This is a genomic window from Perlabentimonas gracilis (assembly GCF_011174675.1).
Lineage (GTDB): Bacteria > Bacteroidota > Bacteroidia > Bacteroidales > Tenuifilaceae > Perlabentimonas > Perlabentimonas gracilis.
The window spans coordinates 41,270-66,572 of record NZ_JAANIG010000016.1; the positions used below are offsets into that span (position 1 = coordinate 41,270).

The following is a 25,303-nucleotide window of genomic DNA, read 5'->3' on the forward strand; positions in this document are numbered from 1 at the left end:
GGTTTAAGAAATATACTATCTATCGTAATGGCTTTGACGACGAGAGAGCTTAAGATCTCGAAGCGTACCCGATTTAACGTTAATTTTAAAGCTAAAACTCCTTAGGTATCCCAGGGGTACAACCGAAAGGCTCATCTCCCAGCAATGCAGGTCTCTAAAAAAGTTGAGCGAAGTGGTGGTTAGCTTCTTGCCTTTAAAGTCGTACCCCGAGCGGAAGCCAATCTTCCATTTGGGCGAAAGGCTAACATCGCCTGAAAAAGAAAGCGTTTGGGTTGTAACAGGTTCAAGCCGCTGTTTAGCGTATGAAAAGGAGTAGTCGAACCGCATATTCCAAGGTACATCAAAGTCAACGTAGTCGCTATCGATATACCCTGTGCCTATGCTTTCGCCAAACATAGGATTGTCCATATCTCCTCCCATCGGCATGCCGTCTAAACCTCCCCGCATGTCCCCCCTGTGAGCATCGAGACTACCTCCGTGGCCACCCGATCCACCGCCACCTTCGCCCCCACTTAGCGAGAAGCTCACACCAGCACGAAAACTTGTTAGCCTAAATAACTGACGGTTAAGGTCAAACTGAAACTCTTTAACTTTATTACCTCGCTCATCAAGGCCATATGGATCGAGAGTTCCAGAAAAGTTGATGTTAAACATTTCGAAGAGGGTGGTGCGGGCAGTTACGGAAACTGGGCTCCAGTTTATGGAGTCGGCAAGCATATTATATCCGGTGTTGAGGTTAAAGCTTTCAAGAAGTTTTATTTTTCGAGTGTTAGAGGTCGTGTCCTTGTCGCTAAGTACCTTCATCTCAACATTATTGGTAAGTCCAAAGCTTACTACCCCACTTTTGCCCTTGCCGGGACTACCAAAGAGGGCTCCCTGAAAGATTGAGTATTCATGCTCGCGGGTGCCAGCCGAGTCAGCTTGCACAGTCTCATAAAAGCCATACTTGGCCTCGCTAAAATCGGGCCTGTACGAGAGTGATACGTTGGGAGTCATTACGTGCCTAATGGCTTGTACTTTCGATGTTGATCGAAAATTGTACATTCCATAAAGTTTGGTGCTTGCCGATACCGATGAGTTGTACTGGTAGGCTCGTTTAAAACCCTGAACATCTTCGGTTACAATTTTCTGCTCCTCCTGATCCCAGCGTTTGGTTATTGTTTTGGTGTACCAGCTCTCGTTGTAGCTTACCGAGGGGCTAACTGTGATGTAGTTAAGCACATTGAATGAGGTTGATATGGGAATTCGATGCTGCATTCCGTTCCTCATCTTTTCAAATGTACTTAGCGATAGGATGGAGTCAGTTCGGGTATTTACTGAGTTGTCGAGGTTACCACTGTACGATAATCCAATCTTTTCGTACCATGCCGGAGCGCCAATATTGTTCTTGCGCTTAAATGGATATATTCGGTTCATGTTCAGCGCCATCTTTGGGAAGCCAATGTTGATCGTGCTATCCCGGTTGTTTTGCGAGTGGTTCATCGATGCGGTCATGCTGAAGGGTGTTCCTGGCCAAACCTTTGAATAGGAAACGCTTGATGAGATAGAGTTGGTTAGGAAGTTATCAACGCTTTGTGCATTGTAACGGTTATGGCTTGGCGATCCCAGGTTTAGCCTTGCCTGAAATGTAGAGTTAGGGTTAGCCTTAGGATCTTGGCTGTGGCTCCATCTTAGCCAGTACGACTGATCCTTCATGTAGTCGGGGTACCCCTTTTCGCCCAGTATATTCTGCGAAAAATCGAAAGCAAAGCTGCCTGAGTATCTATAACGCTTACGGTAAGAGGTAAGAAAGTTGGTTGCCCATGATCCTTTTGAGTAAATGTTCCCTGTTACTTTAAGGTCAAAGTAATCACTCAGCCCAAGGTACATCCCCCCGCCACGTAGGAAAAAGCCTCGCTGAGCCTCCTCGCCGTACTCTGGCATCACAATTCCCGAGGAGCGTCCTTTCTTGCTGGGGAAAAAGCCAAAGGGGAGAATTAATGGGAATGGAACATCCTCAATAACTAGGAAGGCTGGCCCAGTAATCAACTTGTCGTTAGGGAGGAGCTTTGCTTTTGAGATGGAGATGTAGAAGTGCGGCTCCTCATGATCGCACGTGGTGTACTTTCCACCCATTACATTTATCGACTTGTCGGGCATAAGCTTGGTGTCGTGGCTATGCAAAAAGCCATCGGCCTCCTCGGTAATTACCCCATATATCTTAGCCTTTTGGGTATCGAAGTTGTAGCGCATGCTCTCCATATTAAACACCTGTTCCCCCTCTTTAAATACTGGTTTACCAATAATATTCCCAGTGGAGTCAGGTCTTCCCCTTGCAAATACAATGCTGCTTTCCATATCGTACTCTATGTATGCCGCAGTTAGCTCCATACGTTGGTACTTTACCTTAGCATCGCCCCATAGGTATACCTTCTTCCCATCGATGGAGTAGAGGAGCGAGTCCTTGGCCTCTTTAAAAATGGGATCGTCGATGGGCGATTTGGTTTTAGGTTTTAGGGTATCGGCTGCTATGGTTACCGAATCCTTAGGAAGAGTTAACGAGTCGGTACTTATACTAAGGGTATCTGTTGGTATGGTTGTTGTGTCGGGCGATTGTGCAGAATAATTGCTAAGATTAGCGGCTAGTGTGTTTGGATAAACGTAGTTAGTCGCTAAAAAAGAAAGAAATAAAAAAAGAGTTGCTCTCAAATGCAATTTTAGTGCTATTTTTGTGGGATAATACTTAGAAATCGAGCTCAAAACTACTAAAAAAAAGAATCTTTGAGCATATGCGAGTTGTAAATAAAATTAAAAACATAATAACGGGCTTTCGGCTAGCCGTAGTATGGGTTGTAACCTTATTTTTACTCTTCCCCTCTGTTGGTTTTTCACAGGAGATATACAAGCTGCGGAAGGTGGTTATTGACCCAGGCCATGGCGGGCGCGATGTAGGAGCTTCAGGCAAAAAGTCTTTGGAGAAGGATATTGTGCTTAATGTTGCCCTGTTAGTAGGTAGTTACATTGAGCAGCACCTCCCCGATGTGGAGGTTATTTACACACGCAAAACGGATGTTTTTGTGCCCCTCGAAAAGAGGAGCCAAATAGCCAACGAGAATGAGGCTGATCTTTTCATCTCCATCCATTGTAATGCAAACCCAAGCCGATCGCCTTACGGAACTGAAACCTACGTAATGGGGTTACACAAGTCGCAGGACAATTTGGATGTGGCCATGCGCGAGAACGCTGTAATTGCATACGAGGAGGACTATACATCAAAGTATGAAGGGTACGATCCAACCTCAGCTGAATCATACATCATCTTTAGCCTGATGCAGAACTCCTTTCTAGATCAAAGCCTTAATATCGCTAGCCTTATTCAGGATGAGTTTAGGGAGCGCGCTAGGAGGCGCGACAGGGGCGTTAAGCAGGCAGGATTTGTGGTGCTATGGCAAAACTCTATGCCTAGCGTACTGGTTGAGCTAGGTTTTTTAAGTAACCCCAAGGAGGAGGAATACCTTATAACATCCGAAGGGCAGGCGTATCTTGCCTCAGCAATATTCAGGGCGTTTAGGGAGTATAAGAGTTTGGTGGAATCGAGGAGTGCGTTCACTGCCGAAAACCAGTTCGACCAGGTGTTGTCGTCGAGTAAAACAGTGGAGGCAACCACTTTAACAAGCCAATGGAGCGATGAGCAGCAGGGAGCAAAGCCAGCAGCTATTGGAAATGGGCTACACTACAAGGTACAGGTAACTGCTTCTAGTAATCCCATCCCAGCTACCTCACCAATATTTACAAAGCTAAGTAATGTTGAAGAACTTGCCGTTGATGGCCTGTTTAAGTATTTGGTTGGTAGCAAGTCCACATATACCGAAACAGTAGCCTTTTGCCAGCAAGTGCGAGAGCACTTCCCCGATGCATTTATTGTAGCATTTAAGGATGGCAAGCAGATTCCTTTAGATCAGGCTCGAAGAATTTCATCGAATTAAAATGTAACGTTATGAAGATAACTCGTGAAGCAAAGATTGGATTATTCACAGCAATATGTTTAGCCACCCTGTTTTGGGGGGTTAACTTCTTAAAGGGTAAAAATGTTTTTAGCCGAACCAATACATTTCATGCAGTTTACAATAGGGTAGATGGCCTAAAAGTTACAAACGATGTGGTGCTTAGTGGTTATAAGGTGGGAACAGTGAAGAGCATAAAATTTGAGGAGGGGCATACGGGTCGAATAATTGTAACGTTGCTTATTGAGAAGAAATACCTTGTGCCCAAAAATTCAGTTGCCAAACTTATTAGCTCCGATATTATGGGGGGAAAGGCCATTCGCCTTGAGCTCGCTCCCAATCAAGAGTACCATTCACAAGGTGATACGCTAATCTCGTCCATTGAAACAGGATTGCTCGATCAGCTTATTTACGAGATGGTTCCCATTAAGGAGAAAGCCGAAACCTTAATGGAAGATTTGGGTAAGGTTTTAACAGCTGTTGATCAGGTATTAAATCCACAAAATCAAGAGAACATCAATAGGAGCTTCGCCTCGCTAAGCAGTTCCCTGGAGAATATAAATAGCGCATCGAAATCTCTTGATGAGCTGCTTAACTCCGACGAGAGTGACCTAAAGAAAATTCTTAGCAATATGAATGAGCTAACCCACAGCTTAAAAAGTAACGCATCGGGTATCGACACTGTTATTAACAACTTTGCTGCAATTAGCGATACCATTGCTAAAGCTAACCTAGGGCGCATATTAGCTCAAACCGACTCGGCGTTGATGGCAGTAAACCAACTTATTACAAGTATTAATGCTGGGGAGGGGTCAATGGGGGCATTGATGCACAACGATACCTTGTACAATAATTTGGAGCAATCGGCAAAGAATTTAGAGCTGCTGCTTTACGATATGAAAGTAAATCCAAAACGTTACATCAACTTTTCTCTCATCGATTTCAGCCGTACCCGATATGTCGAATCAAAGGATTAAGCGCTGATATTTTATAATGCACTGTAAAACAAGGCAATAGTCCTATGAGGTTAATTCACAGTGACTTTGTATTTTTGAGTCACTTTACACTTCTTAGCTATTGCTTAAGATGTATGCTGCAAAGTTTTATCCCTCAACTTTTTATAGTTATCAACAACCTAGTGTTCAGATTAACAGGAGGATAGGGATTTGTGTGAAAAAAAATAAAAAATATTTGCATGATATATAACCGTTTAAATGAGGTTTGACAAAAGCAACATTTTTTTTGTTTTTTTTTCAGTAATTTTTTCACAATTTTGTTCTCCCTACTTCGATTAACCAAAAGTTTTAACATATAAATAGTAAGCATTGTGAAGGTTGTTGATTACCAGGAAGCCTGGGGTAATTGTCTGAAAATCATAAAGGATAACGTTCCTCCAGTTAGTTTCAAAACATGGTTTGAGCCCATTGTACCGTTAAGACTTGAGAACAATGTTTTAACCATTCAGGTACCAAGCCCATTTTTCTACGAGTACCTCGAGGAGCAGTTTATCGATATCCTCAGAAAGACCCTACGAAAAGAGTTGGGGCAGGGTGCAAAGCTCGAGTACAACGTTGTGATGGAAAATCACAGCGCCTTATCGAGTAAACCTGTAACCGTGGTGTTGCCAACACAAAACAAAACCGAGCTTAGGAATAAGCCGGTTTCGATGCAGCACACAAGCAATGGCGATTACAAAATCAAAAATCCATTCGTAATCCCTGGCATCAAAAAGCTGCATGTCGATCCGCAGCTAAACCCCGACAATACCTTTACCAATTATGTTGAGGGAGAGTGCAACAGGTTAGCTCGTTCGGCAGGGATGGCAGTTGCCAATGCACCTGGTAAAACGGCATTCAATCCTTTGCTCATATATGGGAATTCGGGACTTGGAAAAACCCACTTGGCTCAGGCCATTGGAATCCGAGTAAAGGAAAAGTCGCCCGAAAAGGTGGTTCTTTACGTTAACGCCGTTAAGTTTCAAACACAATACGTGGAGGCCGTTCGTAATAACAATACCAACGACTTTGTGCATTTCTACCAAATGATTGATGTGCTGATTATTGATGATGTGCATGAGTTTGCCGGTAAGGAGAAGACTCAAGATACCTTTTTCCACATCTTTAATCACCTACATCAGGCGGGGAAGCAAATTATTCTAACATCCGATAAACCACCTGTAGAGCTGCAAGGACTTGAGCAGCGCCTGTTGTCGCGATTTAAGTGGGGCCTTTCCGCCGATTTGCAATCGCCCGATTTTGAGACCAGGGTAGCCATCCTTCGTCAGAAGATATATAAGGACGGTATTGACTTGTCCGACGAGGTGGTTGAGTACATTGCAACAAACATCACCAATAATATTCGCGAGCTGGAAGGAGCCCTTATATCGTTGTTGGCTCAGTCTACTCTAAACCGTAAGGAGATAACCATTGAGCTAGCCTCCGAGATGATTGATAAGCTGGTTAAGAATACCAAGCGCGAAATATCAATTGATTACATACAGAAGATTGTAAGCGAATACTTTGGATTACCCAGCGATGTGCTGCATACCAAAACCCGTAAGCGCGAGATTGTGCAGGCAAGGCAAATTGCAATGTACTTCTCAAAAAGTTTAACCAAAAGTTCGCTATCTACCATTGGGAGTTTGATTGGGGGCAAGGATCATGCCACCGTGCTGCATGCATGCAAAACCGTTAATAACCTTATAGATACCGATAAACGGTTTAAAAATCAGATTGAGGATATAGAGCGTAAGCTGAAATTATAATAACTTTGGGGGTATAACTCCCAAAAAAGGCAGTATGCTGAATTCAGTATGCTGCCTTTTTTATATATGTATTCAAACTTGATTTGAAGTTTAAATATTACTCGTGCTTAACAACAAACCATGGGTTTTCAATATCCTCCTTGTTGTACGTAAGGCGCTTACCATCGTCAAGGGATAGCACTTTGCAGCCTGCACCTTCGGCTACAGCCTGACCTGCGGCCGTGTCCCACTCCGTGGTGGTTCCGAAACGAGGGTAAATGTCGGCATTACCCTCCGCTACCATACAGATCTTTAGTGATGATCCCCTGGCAATGATTTCAACCTCATCTTTCTCCTTTATAACCTTGTCGATAAAATCTTGCGTTTCGGGAGAGGTATGCGATCGGCTGGCCACAATTACGTAGTTGTTCCGTTTTGATGTAATGGGGAGTTTTTCCGATTTGTTGATAAACGAATCAATCTGCGATTGCTCATCAATTGGATTTGAAATGCCATTTACTCTATACGAACCAAGCCCATTGATTGAGAAATACAGCTGGTTTAAAACAGGAACATACACCACGCCCAGTATTGGGTAACCTTGGAACACCAAGGCAATGTTAACAGTAAACTCACCGTTACGCTTTATAAACTCTTTGGTGCCATCAAGAGGATCAACAAGCCAAAAGTACTCCCACCCCTTTCTCTCTTCGTAGAGGAGGTCTCGACCCTCCTCGCTAAGTACAGGGATTCTGGTTTTCATTAACGATTTTACAATTTCATCGTTGGCTAGCCTGTCGGCAAGGGTTAGTGGTGTAGCGTCCGATTTGAGGTTAACCTGAAAGTCATCGGAGTTGTACACTTTCATTATTAATGCACCTGCCCTAACTGCTGCGTTAATTGCTATAAAGAGCAAGTGCTTAAGTTCTGGTAGTTCAATCATTTTAAACTGTTTTTGCATACCAGTACAGCATGCAATTCATCTTTTTGTTGTCGAAAATTTGTGAAGCAAAATAATAACAAAACGATGTAAAGTCAAAATGAATAGTGAATATAATTACTAAAGACCATATTATCAGTCTAAAGTATGGTTGTGTATGGCTGGGTATAATGAAGATCCATCGTATGGCATCTATGGGCATTGTTCCGATCGAATAAAGATCGCTGCTACTATTCTGCAACCACTTTTATGTTCTACAAAATGCTTTGGCTAATAGGTTAAGGCAGAAAAGGCAAAGAAACAGAGGTGTAATAAGGGTAGTAAACTTTATTCACATAATCGGCTAAAGCCTATTGTGTTTTAAAAATTAATGCAATATTTGCATGAACTCATTTAATGCGATAAGTTTACGGGAATATTTAAAATACCAAAGTTATGAACGGAATAGAGAAACTGGCTCCTGCTGATATTTGGAAATACTTCGCTGAAATACTTCAGATTCCACGCCCCTCTAAGAAAGAGGAGAAAATAATGGAATACCTTATCAATTTTGGCAAGGAGCATAAACTAGAGACCCTAACCGATGACGCTGGCAACATACTCATACGTAAGCCTGCCACCAAGGGGATGGAAAACCGGATGTCTGTTGTTCTGCAAAGCCATATGGATATGGTTTGTGAGAAGAATAGTGATGTTACCCACGATTTCAACACCGATCCTATTAATGCCTATGTTGATGGTGCTTGGGTAAGAGCCAAGGGGACTACCCTTGGAGCCGACGATGGAATTGGAATGGCAGCCCAGCTGGCAATTTTGGCCTCAAAGGACGTGCCCCATGGCCCTCTCGAGTGTCTGTTTACTGTGGATGAGGAGACAGGGTTAACTGGAGCATTTGAGTTGAAACCCGGTTTTATAAAGTCTGATATACTTATCAACCTCGATTCCGAGGATGAGGGAGAACTATTTATTGGTTGTGCTGGCGGGATGGATACCGAAATTACATTTGCCTATGATACAGAGAAAGTTCCGAGCGACTTCAAACCCTTCCGTTTGGCAATAACTGGCCTCAAAGGTGGTCATAGTGGCGATGATATCGATAAAGGGTTGGGCAACTCCATTAAAATAATTAATCGGTTCCTTTGGAAGGGATCAAACAAGTACGATTTACGCATCTCTGAGTTGGAGGGGGGTAATTTACGCAATGCTATTCCCCGTGAGGCGTTTGCCACCTTTCTAATTCACCAGGATGATGAGGAGAGTATGATGGAATTCTATGGACAGTATAAGTCCGATATTTTTGCCGAGCTTAGCGCAGTGGAGCCAAACCTAAAGATAGAGATCAAAGAGGCCGATATGCCCCAATGGGTTATTGATGAGCCAACGCAATTTGACCTATTAAATGCCCTATATGCCTGTCCTCATGGGGTCATTGCTATGAGCCACTCTATCCCTGGGCTGGTTGAAACTTCAACAAACCTTGCCTCAATAAAGTTTATACAGGATAACCAGATACTTGTAACCACTAGCCAGCGGAGCTCTACAAACTCTTCAAAGGTTGATGTGGGAAATATGGTGCAAAGCGTTTTCCGCTTGGCCAATGCCAATGTGGTACATACTGGTGGGTATCCTGGCTGGACACCAAATACCAATTCTACCATTTTATCGATTACTAAGAGTTCGTACCAAAAACTGTTTGGTACCGAACCCGTGGTAAGGGCAATTCATGCTGGGTTGGAGTGCGGTCTGTTCCTCGAGAAGTATCCTAATCTTGACATGATTTCGTTCGGGCCAACCATTAAAGGAGCTCACTCACCCGATGAGCGTCTCGATATTGAATCCAACGATAAGTTTTGGAAATTGTTAGTTGATGTGCTGGGGAATATTCCAAAAGCATAGGATCTATTTTTTTATTGAATCTTAATATTTTACCATATGCGAAAAACTAAATGTGGTTGGCTTCTGGCGTTAGTTCTGGTTGCCAATGGTATCGGTTTTGTACAATCAGCAGTAGCTCAAGAGGCCGACGAGAAGGATAAAATAACATACGATTTTTACGGATACATTTCGCACGAGGTGATTTTCGATACGCATCGTTCGGTGTTTACCCGCGATGGTGAGCTGTACCTTTACCCAGCAGCTCCAGCTTATCATCCCGAGACAGACGAACTGATTAATGCTAACTCCCAGCTTGAAATGTTATCGTTACAGTCTCGGCTTGGGGTTAAAATTGCAGGACCCGATGTACTTAATGCAAAGCTTAGCGGGATGGTTGAAACCGATTTTTTTGCAACAGCCGAGGCTTACAAGCACCACCTTAGGGTAAGGCATGCGCTGATGAAGTTGCAATGGGAAAAAGTAAGCCTTACCCTTGGCCAGTATTGGCACCCGATGTTTACTCCAGAGCTCTTTCCACACGTTGTTTCATTTGGTGCTGCTGCTCCATTCAACCCTCTGAACCGATCGCCACAGGTTCGGGTCGACTACCTTCCTTCGCAAAGTATAAAGGTTGTTGTTGCAGCCTTGGCACACGGTTATCATTCATGCGTTGGACCCGAAGCTGCTCAACGCAATTCGGGCTTGCCCGACATGCAGTTACAGCTGCATATAGGTAATAAGCCCAACTTCACTACAGGGTTTACCCTAGGATATATGTGGTTACAACCCTTGGAGGAAGTGGCTGGCGGAATTCGATACTATAGCCCCGAACTTCTGGGCGCATACAATCTACAATGGTTTGGAAGAGTTAAGTTATCGAACCTTACCCTACAGGCTAAGATGTCGTATGGTGAGAATATGACCCATTTTGTGATGATTGGTGGTTATGGTCGCCTCTTGGACGATGCAGGAAATACGACTAATTATGGCTATGCCAATTTAAGAACTTATGCTGGTTGGCTTGAGGCTATTTATTCCTTTAACGAGCACTGGAATGCTGGTCTTTTTGCTGGTTCAATGGGGTCGTTGGGAGCCAAGGAAAGAGTTGATGTAAATGGCCCCATTTGGTATGCACGAGCAGCCAATCTGGCAAGTGGTTTACGTATTTCTCCACGAATTTCATATACCCATAAAAAGTTTAGCTTAGCAATGGAGTACCTATACAATACGGCCAACTATGGAGAATCGTTTACTGAGTTTGGGGTTCCTCAGAATGTTGATCATATGATGAACCATCGCATTCTTATTGCATCAAAATATACTTTCTAAGGCTACGGAACTAAATTCTACAGATAGAAAAAAGAGGCACGATTTCGTGCCTCTTTTTTCTATTACTCTATTTCTAAACACCTACATTTTAACAAATCGTTTGTTGATTGGCATTTTCTCTTCATCTACAGAGATAATGTAAACCCCTTTGGCAAGATCGCTTACGTCAATCTGAGTGTCGAGGTTGTAAAGGAATTCATCCTTAACTAATCTACCCTGAACATCGTAAATCTTAAGCGAAACGTCACCCCTTATGCCGTTAAGGCTAACGGTAATCATATCGCTTGCTGGGTTGGGGTACACGGTGTAAATCTCGCTGGTTTCCATCCCAAGATCATCAGCAAAAGGCTCGGTGGTTAAGGTTGATGTTTTAGTTTGCACCACATTAATCGTGTAATCTTCAACCTCGCCATAGCTAAAGGTTTCGCAAGCTGTTTGGGCAGCGTTATACTTCATGCTAACCCTCATGCGGGTTGTACCAAGAGCTGCACCAGTAGGTATTGTTACGTTGGCCGATAGAAGGTTGCTGCTCGATGAAGAACCATAAACAACACGCTCATCGGTATCAAAGGTACCGTTCTGGTTAAAGTCAATCCAGATGGACCAGTACTCGGTGTAGCTGCTACCGCTGAAACCGGCTTGAATGTATATTGGTAATGTTTCGCCACGAGCAACGGTTGCCGTCATGCTAGTAAAGTCAGCATATCCTCCATTCTTACCCGATGTGTTGTCAACCTCAGCAAATTGGACTCTTTGAATCCACTCGTAGTTTGCATTGTTACCCTTGCTGGTGCAGTAAGTTAGTGAAGCGCTTTGCGTGGTAAATGTTGATATGGCCGAGTAGGCGCTGCTACCATTCTGGTTGTTGGCTCTTACCTGCCATTCGTATGTTGCACCTGCAGTTAAACCGGTTGCATTTGCAGTAGTTGTGGTAACATTAGAAGAACTCCAGCTGCCACCCTGCTGACGGAACTGCACATCGTACGAGGTTGCTCCAGTTGAAGCATTCCAGCTTAGGCTTGCGCTTGATGTGGTGATGTTAGATGCGGTTAGGCCTGTTGGTGTTGCAGGAGGATTTGCTTGTGCGGCAACAATCTTTACAGTGTAATCTTCAACCTCGCCATAGCTAAAGGTTTCGCAAGCGGTTTGTGCTGCATTGTACTTCATACTAACCCTCATGCGAGTAGTTCTTGGTGCCGTTCCAGCAGGAATTGTTATGGTTCCGGTAACAGTCGTTTTGCTCAACGAACCTGCATCAAACATAAGGTCGGTAGCATCAAAGGTTGCGTTTCCATTCAGGTCGATCCAAATTTTCCAGTACTCGTTGTAAGTGCTGCTAGCGAAACCTGGGGTAAGGCTTATGCTATAGGTTTTACCTGCCTCTAGGGTTATTTCCTTAGAGGTAAAGTCGGTGTAACCGGCTGCTCCTGAGGTGTTGGTAAACGAACCAACCACAACCTTAGATATCCATTCGTACGATGAGTTATTTCCCTTGGATGTACAGTATGATGCCACATATTGCTGAGTAGTGAACGAAGCAATGCTTGAGTAGCTACTGGTACCTGCGCTATTTTTAGCCCTTACCTGCCACTCGTAAGTAGTGCTCGATGCCAGGTTGCTGGCATTGTAGCTGTTGGATGTAACGTTGTAGGTATTCCAACTTCCACCCTGAGGACGGATTTGAATGTCGTATGATGTGGCTCCACTTGTGGCACTCCACGATAGGGTTGCGCTGCTGCTGGTTACATTGCTAGAGTTTAATCCTGTTGGTGTTGAAGGAGGATTAGTGTTGAACATTCCCTGTAGGGCAACCAAAGCCTTTTGCGCATTAAGCCTACCCGATCCGAGCTTACCAATGTAACCTGAGTTAAGGGAGTAATGATCGTCCACATTATTTTTCAGAAGACTTGCTACTTGGGTGTTGGTAAGTATTACCCCGTTACGTACTGCATTTGATATTAGCAATGCGGCAACGCCTGAAACATGAGGGCAAGCCATAGACGTTCCTTGGTAAAAACCATAGGAACTGTTGGTTAAGGTGCTCAATACGCCCTTTGGATCGGTCGATGAGCTTTGCTCTCCACCGGGGGCGGAGATATCAACCCAGTCGCCGTAGTTTGAGTAGTAGCTTCTAACATCCTTATTATTTGTAGCTGCCACAGCAAAAGCACCCGAGTAGCAACCAGGATACCAGTTGCCAGTTTTATTGTCGTTTCCAGCAGCAAAAATGGTAATACCACCATTTAGCACGTTTCCACCACCATTAGCATTGAAATAATCGATGGCATCTAGAGTAGCCTGATCGTACACGTTAACACTGGTGTAACCCCAGCTGTTCTGCGAAATGGCGGCACCATTATCGGCAGCGTATATGGGAGCTTGGCCAAATCCTCCGCTGGATGTATTTGTGAAAACTTGGCATGACATAAGGCGAACACCATCGTTCGATCCCGTTCCACCAGCAACACCAGCAACACCAGTTCCGTTGTTGTTAACGGCAGCAACTGTACCTGCTACGTGGGTGCCATGGTCATGCGCTTGTATTGTGGTTGAGTTGGATACAAAGTTGTACCCTTTGCCCGACCACATATTGCCTGCCAAGTCGGGGTGGTTGGTTTGGATACCACCATCAACTACGGCAACTATTACACTTGATAGGCCGCGCTCCATATCCCATGCTTCGGGTAGATCGATATCCTTATCAGCAGTACCGCCTTGCTGACCTGTATTGTGGTAGTGCCACTGCTCGTTATAACGTGGGTCGTTGGGAGTCCATTTCGATTCTTTTGTAGCCTCTTCCTCACGATCGTTATTCTTATCATCAGGAATCACATTACTAATAAGGCGCTTCTTGTAAACGGGTTCTGCTATTTCAACCTCATCTAGCTTGGAGTACTCTTTTACCATTTCTTTCACATCAGCCTTTGAGTCAACCTCTACGACAAACCACAGGTGAAATCCCCATACTTTATGCCGTTCTCTGTATTCTGCTGACTTTGGAGACACATCGTACATCCCATGAAGTAGGGGCTTGTAAACCGAAGCACCGTAAGTTTGGTTTAGCTTGTCGAGCGAACCAATTCCGGTTACTACGTACCCACTCTTTTCTGCCGTCATTAAAACATCCGGAACAGATTTCTCAAGAGTTGGTTTCAGCTTAATTTGTACCATCCCCGGCTCGTAAGCATCTGCTGGTACGCTGTTTAAATCAATTGGTGGTCTTTCTCCTTTAACCACAGATCCCTGTGCAAAGGTCAGCGATGACATTAACACAATTGTAAAAAGGAATAGAAGTCTTTTCATACGTAGTACTTTTAGTTAATGGTTTAGTTTATGGTTGTTGGTTAAAAAAATAATGATGTTTGTAATTGGGAGGCAATATATGTATTAGTACTTAGCTGTTTTTTTATTTTCGACCAACGACAAGTATCTACCCACCAAAGGCAAGGTGTGTGTTTGTTATCTGTTTAAATTATTTTTTTCGTGATATTGTTCAGGTGTAATTAATTTAATTTGGCTATATTTCGAGCGATATGTAACACGTTTTAGCTGTACACACATGAGGTTACGATGCGCAATTGTTGATGATGAATCGCTATCCATCGACATACTTCAAGGATATCTTTGCCGTATCCCTAATATCGAGGTAGTAGCTACTTTCAATGATCCTATTTCTGTAGTAGATTTTTTGAACGAGCATCAGGTCGATTTTCTTTTTCTTGACATTGAGATGCCGAATCTCTCTGGTATTGATCTATTGAAAAGTCTTGTAGATCCTCCTTTGGTGATAATTACCTCGGCAAATAAAAACTATGCGCTGGAGGGTTACGAACTGGATGTGGTGGATTACCTCCTCAAACCCATTAGTTTAACACGTTTAATCCGTTCGGTGGGTAAAATCTCTGAAATCATTTCCAATAGATCGAATCAGATTGCATCGAGCTCCGACGAATACATATTCTTAAAGGAGAATAAGAGAATGGTTCGAGTTAATTTCCGCGACATACTATTTGTTGAGGGGATGAAGGATTACGTAAAGGTGGTTACCCGCGACAAAACGGTTATATCAAAGCAAAACCTCTCTAGTATCGAGGAGCTATTATCTACCAGAAACTTTGTTCGTGTTCATAAATCGTATATTGTGTCGCTCGATCATATTGATGCCTACAGCTGTTCCTTTATTGAGATTGGTTTGTTCGAAATTCCCATAGGACGTTCGCATAAGGATAAAGCGATGGAGCAGCTGGGGCAAATTAGCGATATTGATAAGCCCTAGCTTATGAAATGTGCTGGATGCTATGCCACAATTATACTGTCGCTGCTTTTATCAACAGTGTGTACTTCGGCTTTTACACAGGTAAAGGGCTTAATTCCTTCAAAATATTTCTCGGCGAAAAATTACAATGCTGGCACACAAAACTGGTCCATTGTTGAGGATACAAGGGGTGTTTTGTATTTCGGTAATGCACATGGGGTGCTAGAGTTTAACGGAAACGAATGGAGGTTGATAAGGCTTGGCAATGGTTCTGCTGCACGTAGCTTAGCCTTGGCCGACAGTGGGGTGATATTTGTTGGTGGATTTAACGAATTTGGTTTTTTGCTCCCCAATGGTAAAGGGCAGCTAGGATACACATCGCTATTACCAATGGTTGACGATGAGATGAAGGATTTTGGGGAGGTATGGAGCATTACAACCGTAAACGATTCGGTTTTCTTTACTACCAAACGATACCTTTTTTGTTGGGCGGATAATAACCTAACCTACTGGGAAAATGATAACGGTAGGTTTTACCTAAGCCATAACGTGGGTGGAAGGCTGGTTGTTCAGAATATAGGGTTAGGGTTACTTCAGCTTAGCGGAGGAGAATTGTTGCCTGTAAAAGGTGCGCAGCAATTTGTAGAGAGTAGGGTACATTCAATACTACCTCTTTCATCTGGCTATTTGGTCTGTACAAGAAACAGTGGTTTTTATATGCTAAATATGGTGGGTGAGGAGGTAGAGGTGATTCCTTTCGATAAGCTGGGCTCAAAGGCCAAAGCGCTGAATAAATATTTTATTGACAACACCTTTTACCAAGGAGCAAAACTTTCCAATGGGCTTGTTGGGCTGAGTTCTCTAGAGGGCGATGTGCTAATTGTTAATACCCAGTGGGAAGTTGTAGATATTATTGATAAGGAAACTATTGGTATTGCCAGTAAAGCATATTTCCTCCATCAAAGTGAGTATGGTTCGCTATGGTTGGCTTTAGATAACGGTATTGCAATGGTCGAAATCCTTTCGCCCTTTAGGCATTGGAACGAGGGTAGGGGTATAAATGGTATTATTACCGATGTGGCCGAGCTCAGGGATACATTATATATATCAACTGGATCAAGCATTTTTTTCACTCCTTGCTATGCCCAAAATCCATTTGAACTCTCACGATTTATATCTGTAAAGGCAACGGTAGAGCAAGCCTGGGAATTTCTGTACTTTATTCCTCCTGCACCCAACTGGCAATCGCCGTATAGCATCACCTCTCCCCCAAATTTTGATGAGGATCAGGCTGCACTACTTGTTGGAACAAGCAAAGGGTTGTACCAACTCAATGGGGCAAAGGCCCATAAAATTTCTAAGTACGATGGTGTGCTGAAGCTGCATCAGTATAGGCGCGATCCCACCAAGTTGTTTCTAGGCCTTTCCAGTGGGCTGGTTCTTCTGGAGTTTTCCAACGGGAAATGGATTGACAAGGGATATCAGTTTGGTATTAATAATGGAGTTAACGAAATTGGTGAGGACTCCGATGGGAACTTATGGCTGTCGTCAAACTATTTTGGATTGTATCACTTGCCAGTCGCGCTAGTTAACCATGATGAGCCTACTGCAGTTGAACTTTTTGGTACAGAGCACGGAATTTCCTCAGTCGGCTCTATCAGGATTTACGATGTGTACGATCCCATTCTTTTTCATACCGATAGAAAACTTTATCAATTTAACTCAGCCACTAAGGTTTTTGAAGATTACATTTTTCATTCTGATTCAACCACTGAGGGCACCGTGGATGAAGCAGATTACGGGATGAACTACTGGGAGAGCATTGGGGACGATATACTTACTCATATGTATGTTGCCCATCTAACCGATACCACTTCATGGTTTAGCACCGAATGGGGGATAACTCGTTATAAGCCAAAGTTTAGTAGAGATTTAAACAATGTTCCCTCTGCACTAATCACCAGCGTTACAGCTGCCGATTCGATAATTTACGGAGGCACCAATTTTTTTTATGACGATTTGCTTAACGAGAGTTCACCACGCCGTCATCTTAATCCATCCTCTGTGGTAATGTATCCTCAACGCATTAGCTTTGCGAGCAATACCCTTACCTTTAACTACTCAATTCCTTTTAGTGAGGGTAATAAGCCAAATGCGTTCAGTTTTTGCCTCGAGGGGTACGATAAGGATTGGTCGTCATGGCGCACCGAGACCAAGAAGGAGTATACCAACCTACAACCCAACAGCTACGTTTTTAAAGTAAAAGCACGCAATGTATACGGAGTAGAAAGCCCCACGGCAGAGTTTCACTTCACTATTCTTGCTCCCTGGTACAGAACTTACTATGCATACGTAGGGTATTTGTTGCTATTTACCGGCTTGGTTGTACTAATTGTAAAGTTCTATACCTACAGGCTTGTGCAGGAAAAAGACAAGCTTGAAGCCTTGGTTTTGGAGCGCACCCAGGAAATACTGGTGCAGAAAGAGGAAATACTGGTGCAGGCTGAGCATCTTAAGGATGCCAACGAGTGGATATCGGCTAAAAACCAAGAGCTTGAGGCTAAGAAAGATCAGCTTGAGCTTAGCGATGCCACCAAGAACAAGTTCTTTAGGATTATTGCCCATGACCTGAGGAACCCCATTAGCACAGCAGTTAGCACAACGGAGTACATCCTATCGAATTTTGATAATGCCGAGAAAGACTCTGTAAAAACATTTATTGAGAAGTTGCATAGGCTTTCGCTTACCACGTATAGCTTGCTCGAAAATCTTCTCGACTGGTCGTCGAGCCAGATGGGGCAAATACGTTATAAACCCATTAGGGTTGAGCTAAGCTATATGGTTACCGATAGCCTCGATCTGGTGAAAAGTATTATTGATGCCAAAAGGATTAAGATAAAGGTTGATATGCCAAAGTCTATGGAGGTGTATGCCGATGAGAATATGCTTCGGACTGTGATAAGAAACCTTATATCCAATGCCGTTAAGTTTACTAATGAGGATGGATACATAGGGATTACAGTAAAGGCTAAGGACGTTTACTGCGCTATAAGCATTGCGGACAATGGGGTGGGTATGTCCGAGGAGAACCTGAAAAATCTTTTCAAAATTGATAAGGAGCACAAAACCTTGGGTACTCACAATGAGCGTGGGGCGGGGTTGGGGCTAATTATTTGTAAGGAGTTTGTTGAGTACAATGGGGGCACCATATCTGTTGAGAGCGAGCTGGGGAAAGGTAGCGTATTTACCATAACTGTAAAGCTGGCCGACTCAGTATCCTAACGAGAAGTAGTGGGTAACTCTGAGTATTTCCTGCGCATCATTACAAAGAATTGAAACAGAATGCTATATCGGTAAAGCGATATTTTGGGATTTTTAAAGGCTCTTCGTTTCTTAATTATGCGTGGGCAACTCTTGTAGAAGTGGAGGTGTGCCCTAAGTACCGATATCACAAATTTTGGTTTTCCTGTAGCAAGGTACCCAACAGCCGACATACCATCGAGTACTAATCGGAAGAGCAGAACGGGAACCAGCGATACTCTAGAGAGATTCTTTAGCAACATCGACAGATTATTGCGGTGGTTGAAGTAAACCTTACGAGGACTATTGCTGGCCAGAGTGCCACCCCCTACGTGGTAAACCACCGACTGGGGTACGCACCAAATGCTGTAACCCTGTCGTTTCAGTCGCCAGCATAGGTCAATCTCCTCCATGTGGGCAAAGAAATCATCGTCGAGACCGCCAGCATTCCAGTACTCGGTAGCCCTTACCATTAGGCAGGCTCCGGTAGCCCAAAAAATCTCCCGAATGGTATCGTATTGTCCTCTATCCTCCTCAACCACATTTAAAATTCTTCCTCGGCAGAAGGGGTAGCCGAACATATCGAGAAATCCACCTGCTGCTCCCGCATACTCAAACTCGCTGGGTTTACCATGGTTGAGCAATTTAGGCATACAAGCCGCTGCATTTGGGCTGCTCTCCATGAAGTTAGCCATTGGCACTAGCCAATTTTGGGGGACAGCAATATCGGAGTTGAGCAGAATGTAGTAGTCGGTGGTTACCTGCTTTAGGGCTCTGTTGTATCCGCCAGTAAAACCGTAATTCTTGTCGAGTTCAATTAGCCTTACCGTTTCAAAGCTCTTCTTAACCCACTGCACGGAACCATCGGTCGATCCGTTATCGGCCACAATTATCTCCACCTTAAAGCCTGGCACAGCCGAATTGGAAACAACACCCGAAAGAAACTGTTCGAGGTAGTGCTTACCGTTCCAATTTAGTATTACAATTGCTATGCTCTTCATCTGCTATTGACTTTGGGTATTTTTTTTGGGTTTATGCTTCCATCGCCTATGCGACCATAACCAGAACTCTGGCCTGTCCATTATCTGCTTTTCGAGCCTGTGGGTATGCAGCTCGGTTAGTTCGAACTCCCCTAGCGATTTTGGGTTGTCGGTAATCAGCTCAAAATTTACCTCGTAGTAGCCACGACGAATCTTTTGCATATCGCAGAAGTACACCGGAAGGTCAAATTTTTGCGCAATCTTTTCAATACCAAGGTATACCGGGGTATCCTGATTTAAGAACATGGTCCAGTATTGGATATGCTTTGCCGGTGGGGTTTGGTCGCCAACCAATCCCAGCAAGAAGGGCTGCCCCTTTCTATTGCAATCAACAATGGCTCTAAGTGTATCCATCATCGGAACCGGGATCCCTCCAAATCGTTTGCGGGTACGGTTCATCATCACCTCAAAATTCTTGTTCGAGAGAGGTTTGTATACACCTAGTGATGTGTGCTTAGCTACTTTTCCGATAAGCGCAAAGAGTTCCCAGTTTCCGTAATGTCCGCTTACCAGTATGGCGCTTTTCCCTTCAGCATAAAGCTTTTCGAAAACCTCAGGGTTCTTAAATTTACAACGCTTAACGGCTCTTTGCCTGCTGGCATGAAGTAGAAAAAAGTTCTCAAGGAAAAGATCACATAGATGATGGTAGTATGCCTTTTCAATCCTAATAATTGCATCAAGATCTTTGCTGGGGAATGAGTTGGTAAGGTTTTTCCTTACAACCTTTCGTCTGTACCCAGCAATATGATATATTACGAGGTAAATAAAATCCGACAGAATAAATGATGCCTTAGTTGGTATTTGGGCAATAAGCCACGTAAAACCATAAAATAGGCCGAAAAGAATTTTTCTCATCAACTAAAAAGTTATTGTTTCGACATAAAGCCAGAGACTATCCCAACGAATGGTTCAAAAACCTTGCTGTTGGCAGCAATTATCTCTTTCCCAAAAATATGATTACTGCCGCCGCTAAAATCGCACACCCTACCGCCTGCCTGCTCAACAATAAAAGCACCGGCAGCCACATCCCAGGGTTGAAGGCTGTATTCGTAGAATGCTTCAAATCGTCCGCAGGCTACGTAGGCCAGGTCAGTGGCAGCTGAGCCCAACCGGCGTAAGCCGTGCGAGTGGCGCATAAAATGCTCCATCGATTGCATGAACGGCTCAATTCGGTTGTAGTCGTAGTATGGAAATCCGGTGGCTATTAGTGAGTCGTTCACATTGTCAATATCCGATACATGAATCTCATTACCATTCATATAGGCTTTATCATTTCCCCAGGCATAGAAACATTCGTCGAGGGTTACTTCGTATATCACCCCTAGAATTATTGTATCGCCCTCCATTAGCGCAATGCTGATGGCGTAGGGGGGAAGGCCATGAATAAAATTGGTGGTGCCATCCAGCGGATCGATAATCCAGTTTAGCCCTCCGTGCTTCTGCTGGCCAGTACCCTCCTCAGCAATAAATCCGGCATCGGGAAGTATTTTTTGTAAACCTTCCACTATAAGATGCTCCGATTCTTTATCAACATACGAGACAAAATCGTGCAGACCCTTTGTCTCCACCTTATCGAAGCTAAAATGCTTGCGTTGTTGGCGGATAAATTCGCCTGTAGTGGTGGCTAGGTCTACAACCTGTGTGCATACACTCTCAATATTCATTCTATTATATTTTTTCTGATATTTCTACAATGCAATTGCCATTATCGCTTAAACCAGTTAGCGTAACATTCATAATTTTACCAACCAGCTCCTTGCTGTAAGGATGCTCAACCTTTATATAGTTTCTGGTAAAACCATTAATAAATCCATCCTTCCTTGTTGACTCGAAGAGCACCTGATCGGCTTTTCCAATGTTCCGTTGATAAAACTCACGATGCAGCCTATCCGAAAGATTATGCAGCTTCTTTACCCGTTCGTTTACAACCTTCGATTTCACCTTGTTGCTAAAGCTGGCTGCTGGTGTGTTGGGGCGCTCAGAGTATGGGAAGATATGTAGAAATGAGGGTTTAAGCCTCTCGAGCAGGTTGTATGTTGTGGCAAAATCCTCATCGGTTTCGCCCGGAAACCCAAGAATTACATCAACCCCAATAAATGCGTTGGGAATGGCCTGCTTGATTCTTGCTATCTTATCGGCAAAAAGGGAGGTGTTGTAACGCCTCTTCATAAGCTTGAGCACATTGTCGGAACCCGACTGAAGCGGAATGTGGAAATGCGGAAGGAACTTATGAGATGTGGATACAAATGCGATAATTTCGTCGGTAATTAGGTTGGGTTCAATGGATGAGATCCTGTATCGCTCAATCCCATCCACCTCATCGAGGGCTTTTAGCAGATCGATAAACTTCTCGTTTGTTGAACGACCAAAATCACCCGTATTAACACCTGTGAGAATTATCTCCTTAATGCCGCTGGCTGCAATTTGCTCGGCTTGTGCAATAACCTTATCTATTGGGATATTGCGGCTTTTGCCGCGGGCAAGTGGAATGGTGCAGTAGGTACAGTGGTAGTCACAACCATCCTGTACCTTAAGGAACGAGCGGGTTCTATCGCCCGAAGAGTAGGCGGGAAAAATATCGTTAATGGCATCCACATCGCAGCTATATACCTTGGCCTTTGGCCCTTTTGTTATATCGCCTATGTGCTGTGGTAGGTTTCCCTTTTCGGAGGCTCCCATCACCAAATCGACCCCTTCCATTTGCGCAATTTCCTCGGGTTTAAGCTGGGCATAGCACCCCACAACGGCAACAAATGCGTTGGGCGATTGCTTTACAAATTTTTTAATTGCCTGACGGCATTTCTTATCGGCGTGCTCGGTAACCGAGCAGGTATTAATAACATAAACATCGGCTTGAGCCGAGGGTGCAACCCGCTCGAAACCCAGCTCGTCGAACTGGCGAGCTATGGTAGATGTTTCCGAAAAGTTAAGTTTACAGCCAAGGGTGTAGAATGCCACCCTCTTTTTTTCGCTTGACATGTTGCATATTGTTGTAAAAACCTGACAAAGTTACAAAAAATGGGGCACTTAAATTGAGCAGGCAGGTAGACCTTACATTAATTAATGTTAACAGTACGGAGCAATGCATTATTGCACCAAATGAATATGGAATTTGCTTACCCCCCCTGGAGTTCACGGATGTTCTTCTCGAAATTGGGGGAGTCGTAGGTTGGTTTAAAGTTGAGGTTGGGTACAATTTCGCCGGTTTCAATATTTATGTAGCCTTTTACAAACTGAGCGGGCAAAAGGTACACTTCGTCCATATTATCATTAAGCTCGGGTAGCAAGGTGCTAAAAATCTGCTCAACATTAACCACAGCCTTAACGTTGGAAATAATCTGCGTGTACTTATTGTAGATATCTTTTGAGAAAGCGAGAACTACAATAATACTCCCGAATTGCTTGCGAAGGTTGTGCTTGTATACTAGATCCAGCTTATCGTTGGTAATGGGTTCGGCTGTTTTGTAGAACGAATCGGCAAAGCGGAATCCTTCGCGGCAAATGTTATCGGCAACCTCTGGGTCGCGTGTGTAGTGAACAAATAACTCCTCGTTGTCGAGATTGCTGAACAGGAAGCTTTGCACCTCTCCATCGAGCAGTTTGTTGGGCTTAAGCAGCGTTTCGTATGGAAATGATTTTAACCTATTGATTAAAAAATCTATCTCCTCGCGGCTCGTGAAGTTTTGCAAGCTGAGCTGCTGCTTAAGTAACGAATCGATTCGATTTCCCTTCTGTTTAAGCTTAAAGTGCAGGTAAGCAATGTAGGCAATCAGAAGTAATATAATCGCAAGTTCAACCTTCATTTGCAGTATTCATTTTTTTTATCCCCCGTTCTTCTATGCAATTTAGAAACAATTTTTTTACAATTTGCATTTTACCATAATAAAGTTTTTGGTTGATTAAAAAAACGTGGGTTTGTAACAAATGGTACAATTGGCTAAGCAAAACCTAGTATTTTTGCAACTTTCAATACATAATTTATATGAGCCGCCTTTACAAAGTATTTAGGAAGTATCACAAGTGGCTAGGTGTTGCACTAGCATTCTTCTTCATATTTTTTGCCCTTTCGGGCATTGTGCTTAATCATAGGGGAACATTTTCCAAGGTAGATATTAAACGTGGTTGTCTGCCTAGGGATTATAGATATAGCAACTGGAATAATGCCTCAATCCGAGGGGCTATACCTGTTAGTTCCGATTCGATGCTGGTATACGGTAACATAGGGGTTTGGCTCACCGACAGTCAATTCTCAACGTTTGTTGATTTAAACCAAGGTTTCCCCAAGGGGATAGATAACCGGAAAATTGCAGATGTTGAGGTGGTTGGTAATGATGATTTCTTTGCTGCCACGCTATTCGGATTGTACAGGTACTGCAATAGCAAGTGGCAGAAGGTTAAGCTGCCCATAGCCGAGGAGCGAATGGTGGCCCTTGAGCAGCAGGGCGACAGCCTAATTGTGATGAGCCGTTCCCATCTGATGATTGGTTTGGCGTATGACGATTTCCAGACCTTTCATATGGTTCCACTACTGGCTCCTAATGGCGCTCAAAAGCGCATAAGCCTTTTTAAAACCATTTGGTTTATCCATAGTGGTAAGGTTTGGGGAATCCCAGGCAAGCTAATTGTCGATTTGGGTGGAGTAGCAATGATTCTCCTGTCGATTACTGGGTTGTTCTACTTTTTTGCTCCCAAGCTGCTTAGTAGAATAAAAACTAAGCTTACGCTTCGAACTAGGATTAAGCGCGCCAATCGCTGGTCGTACCGATGGCATTTGAACATTGGAATTTTTGCAGCATTGCTGCTGCTTGTTGTAACTACAACGGGAATGTTCCTGCGCCCACCATTGCTTATTCCCATTGCAAGCAAATCGGTTAAGCCCATAAAGGGAACTACACTCGACGACTCAAACTACTGGAGCGATAACCTGCGTGATTTAATTTACGATTCGCACCGTCGTTTTTTCCTTTTGGCCACAGCAGAGGGTATCTATGCACTATCGCCCGACCTGAGGGAAGCCCCCGTAAAATTTGCTCTTCAGCCTCCAGTAAGTGTAATGGGGATAAATGTATTTTGGCAAGAGGGGCCTTACTATGTAGTTGGATCATTCAGCGGGTTGTACAGGTGGAATCCTTTCGAACATCACCTATCAGACTATCTAACGGGAGAAAGTGTACAGCCCCACTCTACGCTCAGGTCGCCTTTTGGCGCTTTGGCCATTGCTGGGGGAATAAGGTTACAAAATGCCGTAAATGTTTTCTTTGATTATAATAGTGGTGCATTCACACCTAAGGGGGATAACAGTTTTCCAGAAATGCCTCAGGAGGTAGTCTCCAAGTCGGGGATATCGCTTTGGAATCTTGCCCTGGAGATTCACACCTGGCGTATTGTAAAATTTTTGGTAAGCGATTTCTACATTTTGGTAGTACCCCTTGCAGGTATACTGGGTGTGGTAATTGTGTTAACAGGTGTGGTGATGTGGATTATAAGGTATAGTAAACGAAAAAAGAGTAAAAAGGAATGAGGATAACCGAATTGAGAACTGCCGAGAAAGTACCCTTCAACCTCGATGGGCGCAAGATGCTAGTTGACTCTAGGGTTGAAATTGTGCATCTTACCCTACAACCCAGCGAGGTGCTGGCCAAGCATACCAATCCATTCGATGTGGCTATCTATATTCTGGAGGGCGAGGGAATGGTTGAAACCGACGAAAACTCAGTATCCGTTTCGCCCGATATGTGTATTGAGGTGCCTTCGGGAGCAAATCGTGGTATTACAAACACCTCAGGAGGTATCCTTAGGGTTTTGGTTGTAAAAATATTTGAGCGATAGAATCTTTTA

General features: G+C 43.8%; 17 protein-coding genes. 9 read left to right on the forward strand and 8 right to left on the reverse strand.

Features of this window, described 5'->3' with window-relative positions; translation table 11 throughout:
- Positions 1–15 precede the first annotated feature (15 nt).
- Complete coding sequence (locus G8O23_RS08735; protein WP_166363849.1) at positions 16–2,688, reverse strand: putative LPS assembly protein LptD; 2,673 nt, start codon at positions 2,686–2,688, stop codon at positions 16–18.
- A gap of 80 nt (positions 2,689–2,768) precedes the next feature.
- Here G8O23_RS08735 and G8O23_RS08740 point away from each other — a divergent pair, with 80 nt between their 5' ends.
- The 3 genes from G8O23_RS08740 (at position 2,769) to dnaA (ending at position 6,747) form a co-directional block, all read left to right on the forward strand.
- Positions 2,769–3,965 (forward strand): N-acetylmuramoyl-L-alanine amidase family protein, encoded by a 1,197-nt coding sequence (locus G8O23_RS08740; RefSeq protein ID WP_166363851.1) that lies wholly within the window; start codon positions 2,769–2,771, stop codon positions 3,963–3,965.
- An 11-nt stretch (positions 3,966–3,976) separates the two neighbouring features.
- Entirely contained in the window at positions 3,977–4,960 is a 984-nt protein-coding gene (locus G8O23_RS08745) for an MlaD family protein (protein WP_166363853.1), read from the forward strand.
- 350 nt (positions 4,961–5,310) lie between these two features.
- Positions 5,311–6,747, forward strand: coding sequence for a chromosomal replication initiator protein DnaA (dnaA, locus tag G8O23_RS08750; protein ID WP_166363855.1), 1,437 nt, complete (start codon positions 5,311–5,313; stop codon positions 6,745–6,747).
- A gap of 97 nt (positions 6,748–6,844) precedes the next feature.
- Here dnaA and cysQ read toward each other — a convergent pair whose 3' ends face one another.
- Positions 6,845–7,669 (reverse strand): 3'(2'),5'-bisphosphate nucleotidase CysQ, encoded by an 825-nt coding sequence (gene cysQ, locus G8O23_RS08755; RefSeq protein WP_166363857.1) that lies wholly within the window; start codon positions 7,667–7,669, stop codon positions 6,845–6,847.
- Positions 7,670–8,101: 432 nt separating this feature from the next.
- On the opposite strand from cysQ, the gene G8O23_RS08760 reads away from it, so the two are divergent.
- Together G8O23_RS08760 and G8O23_RS08765 are read left to right on the forward strand one after the other, a co-directional pair.
- Entirely contained in the window at positions 8,102–9,562 is a 1,461-nt protein-coding gene (locus G8O23_RS08760; protein ID WP_166363859.1) for an aminoacyl-histidine dipeptidase, read from the forward strand.
- A 36-nt stretch (positions 9,563–9,598) separates the two neighbouring features.
- Positions 9,599–10,870 carry a hypothetical protein gene (locus G8O23_RS08765; protein WP_166363861.1) on the forward strand — a complete coding sequence of 424 codons (1,272 nt, stop codon included), beginning with the start codon at positions 9,599–9,601 and terminating at the stop codon, positions 10,868–10,870.
- Positions 10,871–10,951: 81 nt separating this feature from the next.
- Here the strand turns inward: G8O23_RS08765 and G8O23_RS08770 are convergent, their stop codons facing one another.
- On the reverse strand, positions 10,952–14,173 hold the full coding sequence (locus tag G8O23_RS08770) for a GEVED domain-containing protein (RefSeq protein ID WP_166363863.1): 3,222 nt from the start codon (positions 14,171–14,173) through the stop codon (positions 10,952–10,954).
- A gap of 256 nt (positions 14,174–14,429) precedes the next feature.
- Here G8O23_RS08770 and G8O23_RS08775 point away from each other — a divergent pair, with 256 nt between their 5' ends.
- Both G8O23_RS08775 and G8O23_RS08780 read left to right on the forward strand, forming a co-directional pair.
- A complete protein-coding gene (locus G8O23_RS08775; RefSeq protein WP_166363865.1) occupies positions 14,430–15,146 on the forward strand; it encodes a LytR/AlgR family response regulator transcription factor in 717 nt (238 codons plus the stop codon).
- Positions 15,147–15,149: 3 nt separating this feature from the next.
- Complete coding sequence (locus G8O23_RS08780) at positions 15,150–18,407, forward strand: sensor histidine kinase (protein WP_166363867.1); 3,258 nt, start codon at positions 15,150–15,152, stop codon at positions 18,405–18,407.
- Here the strand turns inward: G8O23_RS08780 and G8O23_RS08785 are convergent.
- The 5 genes from G8O23_RS08785 to G8O23_RS08805 form a co-directional block, all read right to left on the reverse strand.
- A complete protein-coding gene (locus G8O23_RS08785; RefSeq protein ID WP_166363869.1) occupies positions 18,404–19,426 on the reverse strand; it encodes a glycosyltransferase family 2 protein in 1,023 nt (340 codons plus the stop codon). The genes G8O23_RS08780 and G8O23_RS08785 overlap by 4 nt on opposite strands.
- A gap of 3 nt (positions 19,427–19,429) precedes the next feature.
- Positions 19,430–20,320 carry a lysophospholipid acyltransferase family protein gene (locus tag G8O23_RS08790; protein WP_166363871.1) on the reverse strand — a complete coding sequence of 297 codons (891 nt, stop codon included), beginning with the start codon at positions 20,318–20,320 and terminating at the stop codon, positions 19,430–19,432.
- An 11-nt stretch (positions 20,321–20,331) separates the two neighbouring features.
- Positions 20,332–21,129: an inositol monophosphatase family protein gene (locus tag G8O23_RS08795; protein ID WP_166363873.1), complete on the reverse strand. Its 798-nt coding sequence runs from the start codon at positions 21,127–21,129 to the stop codon at positions 20,332–20,334.
- A 4-nt stretch (positions 21,130–21,133) separates the two neighbouring features.
- A complete protein-coding gene (gene mtaB / locus G8O23_RS08800; protein WP_166363875.1) occupies positions 21,134–22,444 on the reverse strand; it encodes a tRNA (N(6)-L-threonylcarbamoyladenosine(37)-C(2))-methylthiotransferase MtaB in 1,311 nt (436 codons plus the stop codon).
- Positions 22,445–22,581: 137 nt separating this feature from the next.
- Positions 22,582–23,268 carry a hypothetical protein gene (locus G8O23_RS08805; RefSeq protein ID WP_166363877.1) on the reverse strand — a complete coding sequence of 229 codons (687 nt, stop codon included), beginning with the start codon at positions 23,266–23,268 and terminating at the stop codon, positions 22,582–22,584.
- A 179-nt stretch (positions 23,269–23,447) separates the two neighbouring features.
- On the opposite strand from G8O23_RS08805, the gene G8O23_RS08810 reads away from it, so the two are divergent.
- Both G8O23_RS08810 and G8O23_RS08815 read left to right on the forward strand, forming a co-directional pair.
- Positions 23,448–24,986, forward strand: a complete 1,539-nt coding sequence (locus tag G8O23_RS08810; RefSeq protein WP_166363879.1) for a PepSY domain-containing protein — start codon at positions 23,448–23,450, stop codon at positions 24,984–24,986.
- Complete coding sequence (locus tag G8O23_RS08815; RefSeq protein ID WP_166363881.1) at positions 24,983–25,294, forward strand: cupin domain-containing protein; 312 nt, start codon at positions 24,983–24,985, stop codon at positions 25,292–25,294. Before G8O23_RS08810 ends, G8O23_RS08815 begins: the two co-directional genes overlap by 4 nt.
- Positions 25,295–25,303 lie beyond the last annotated feature (9 nt).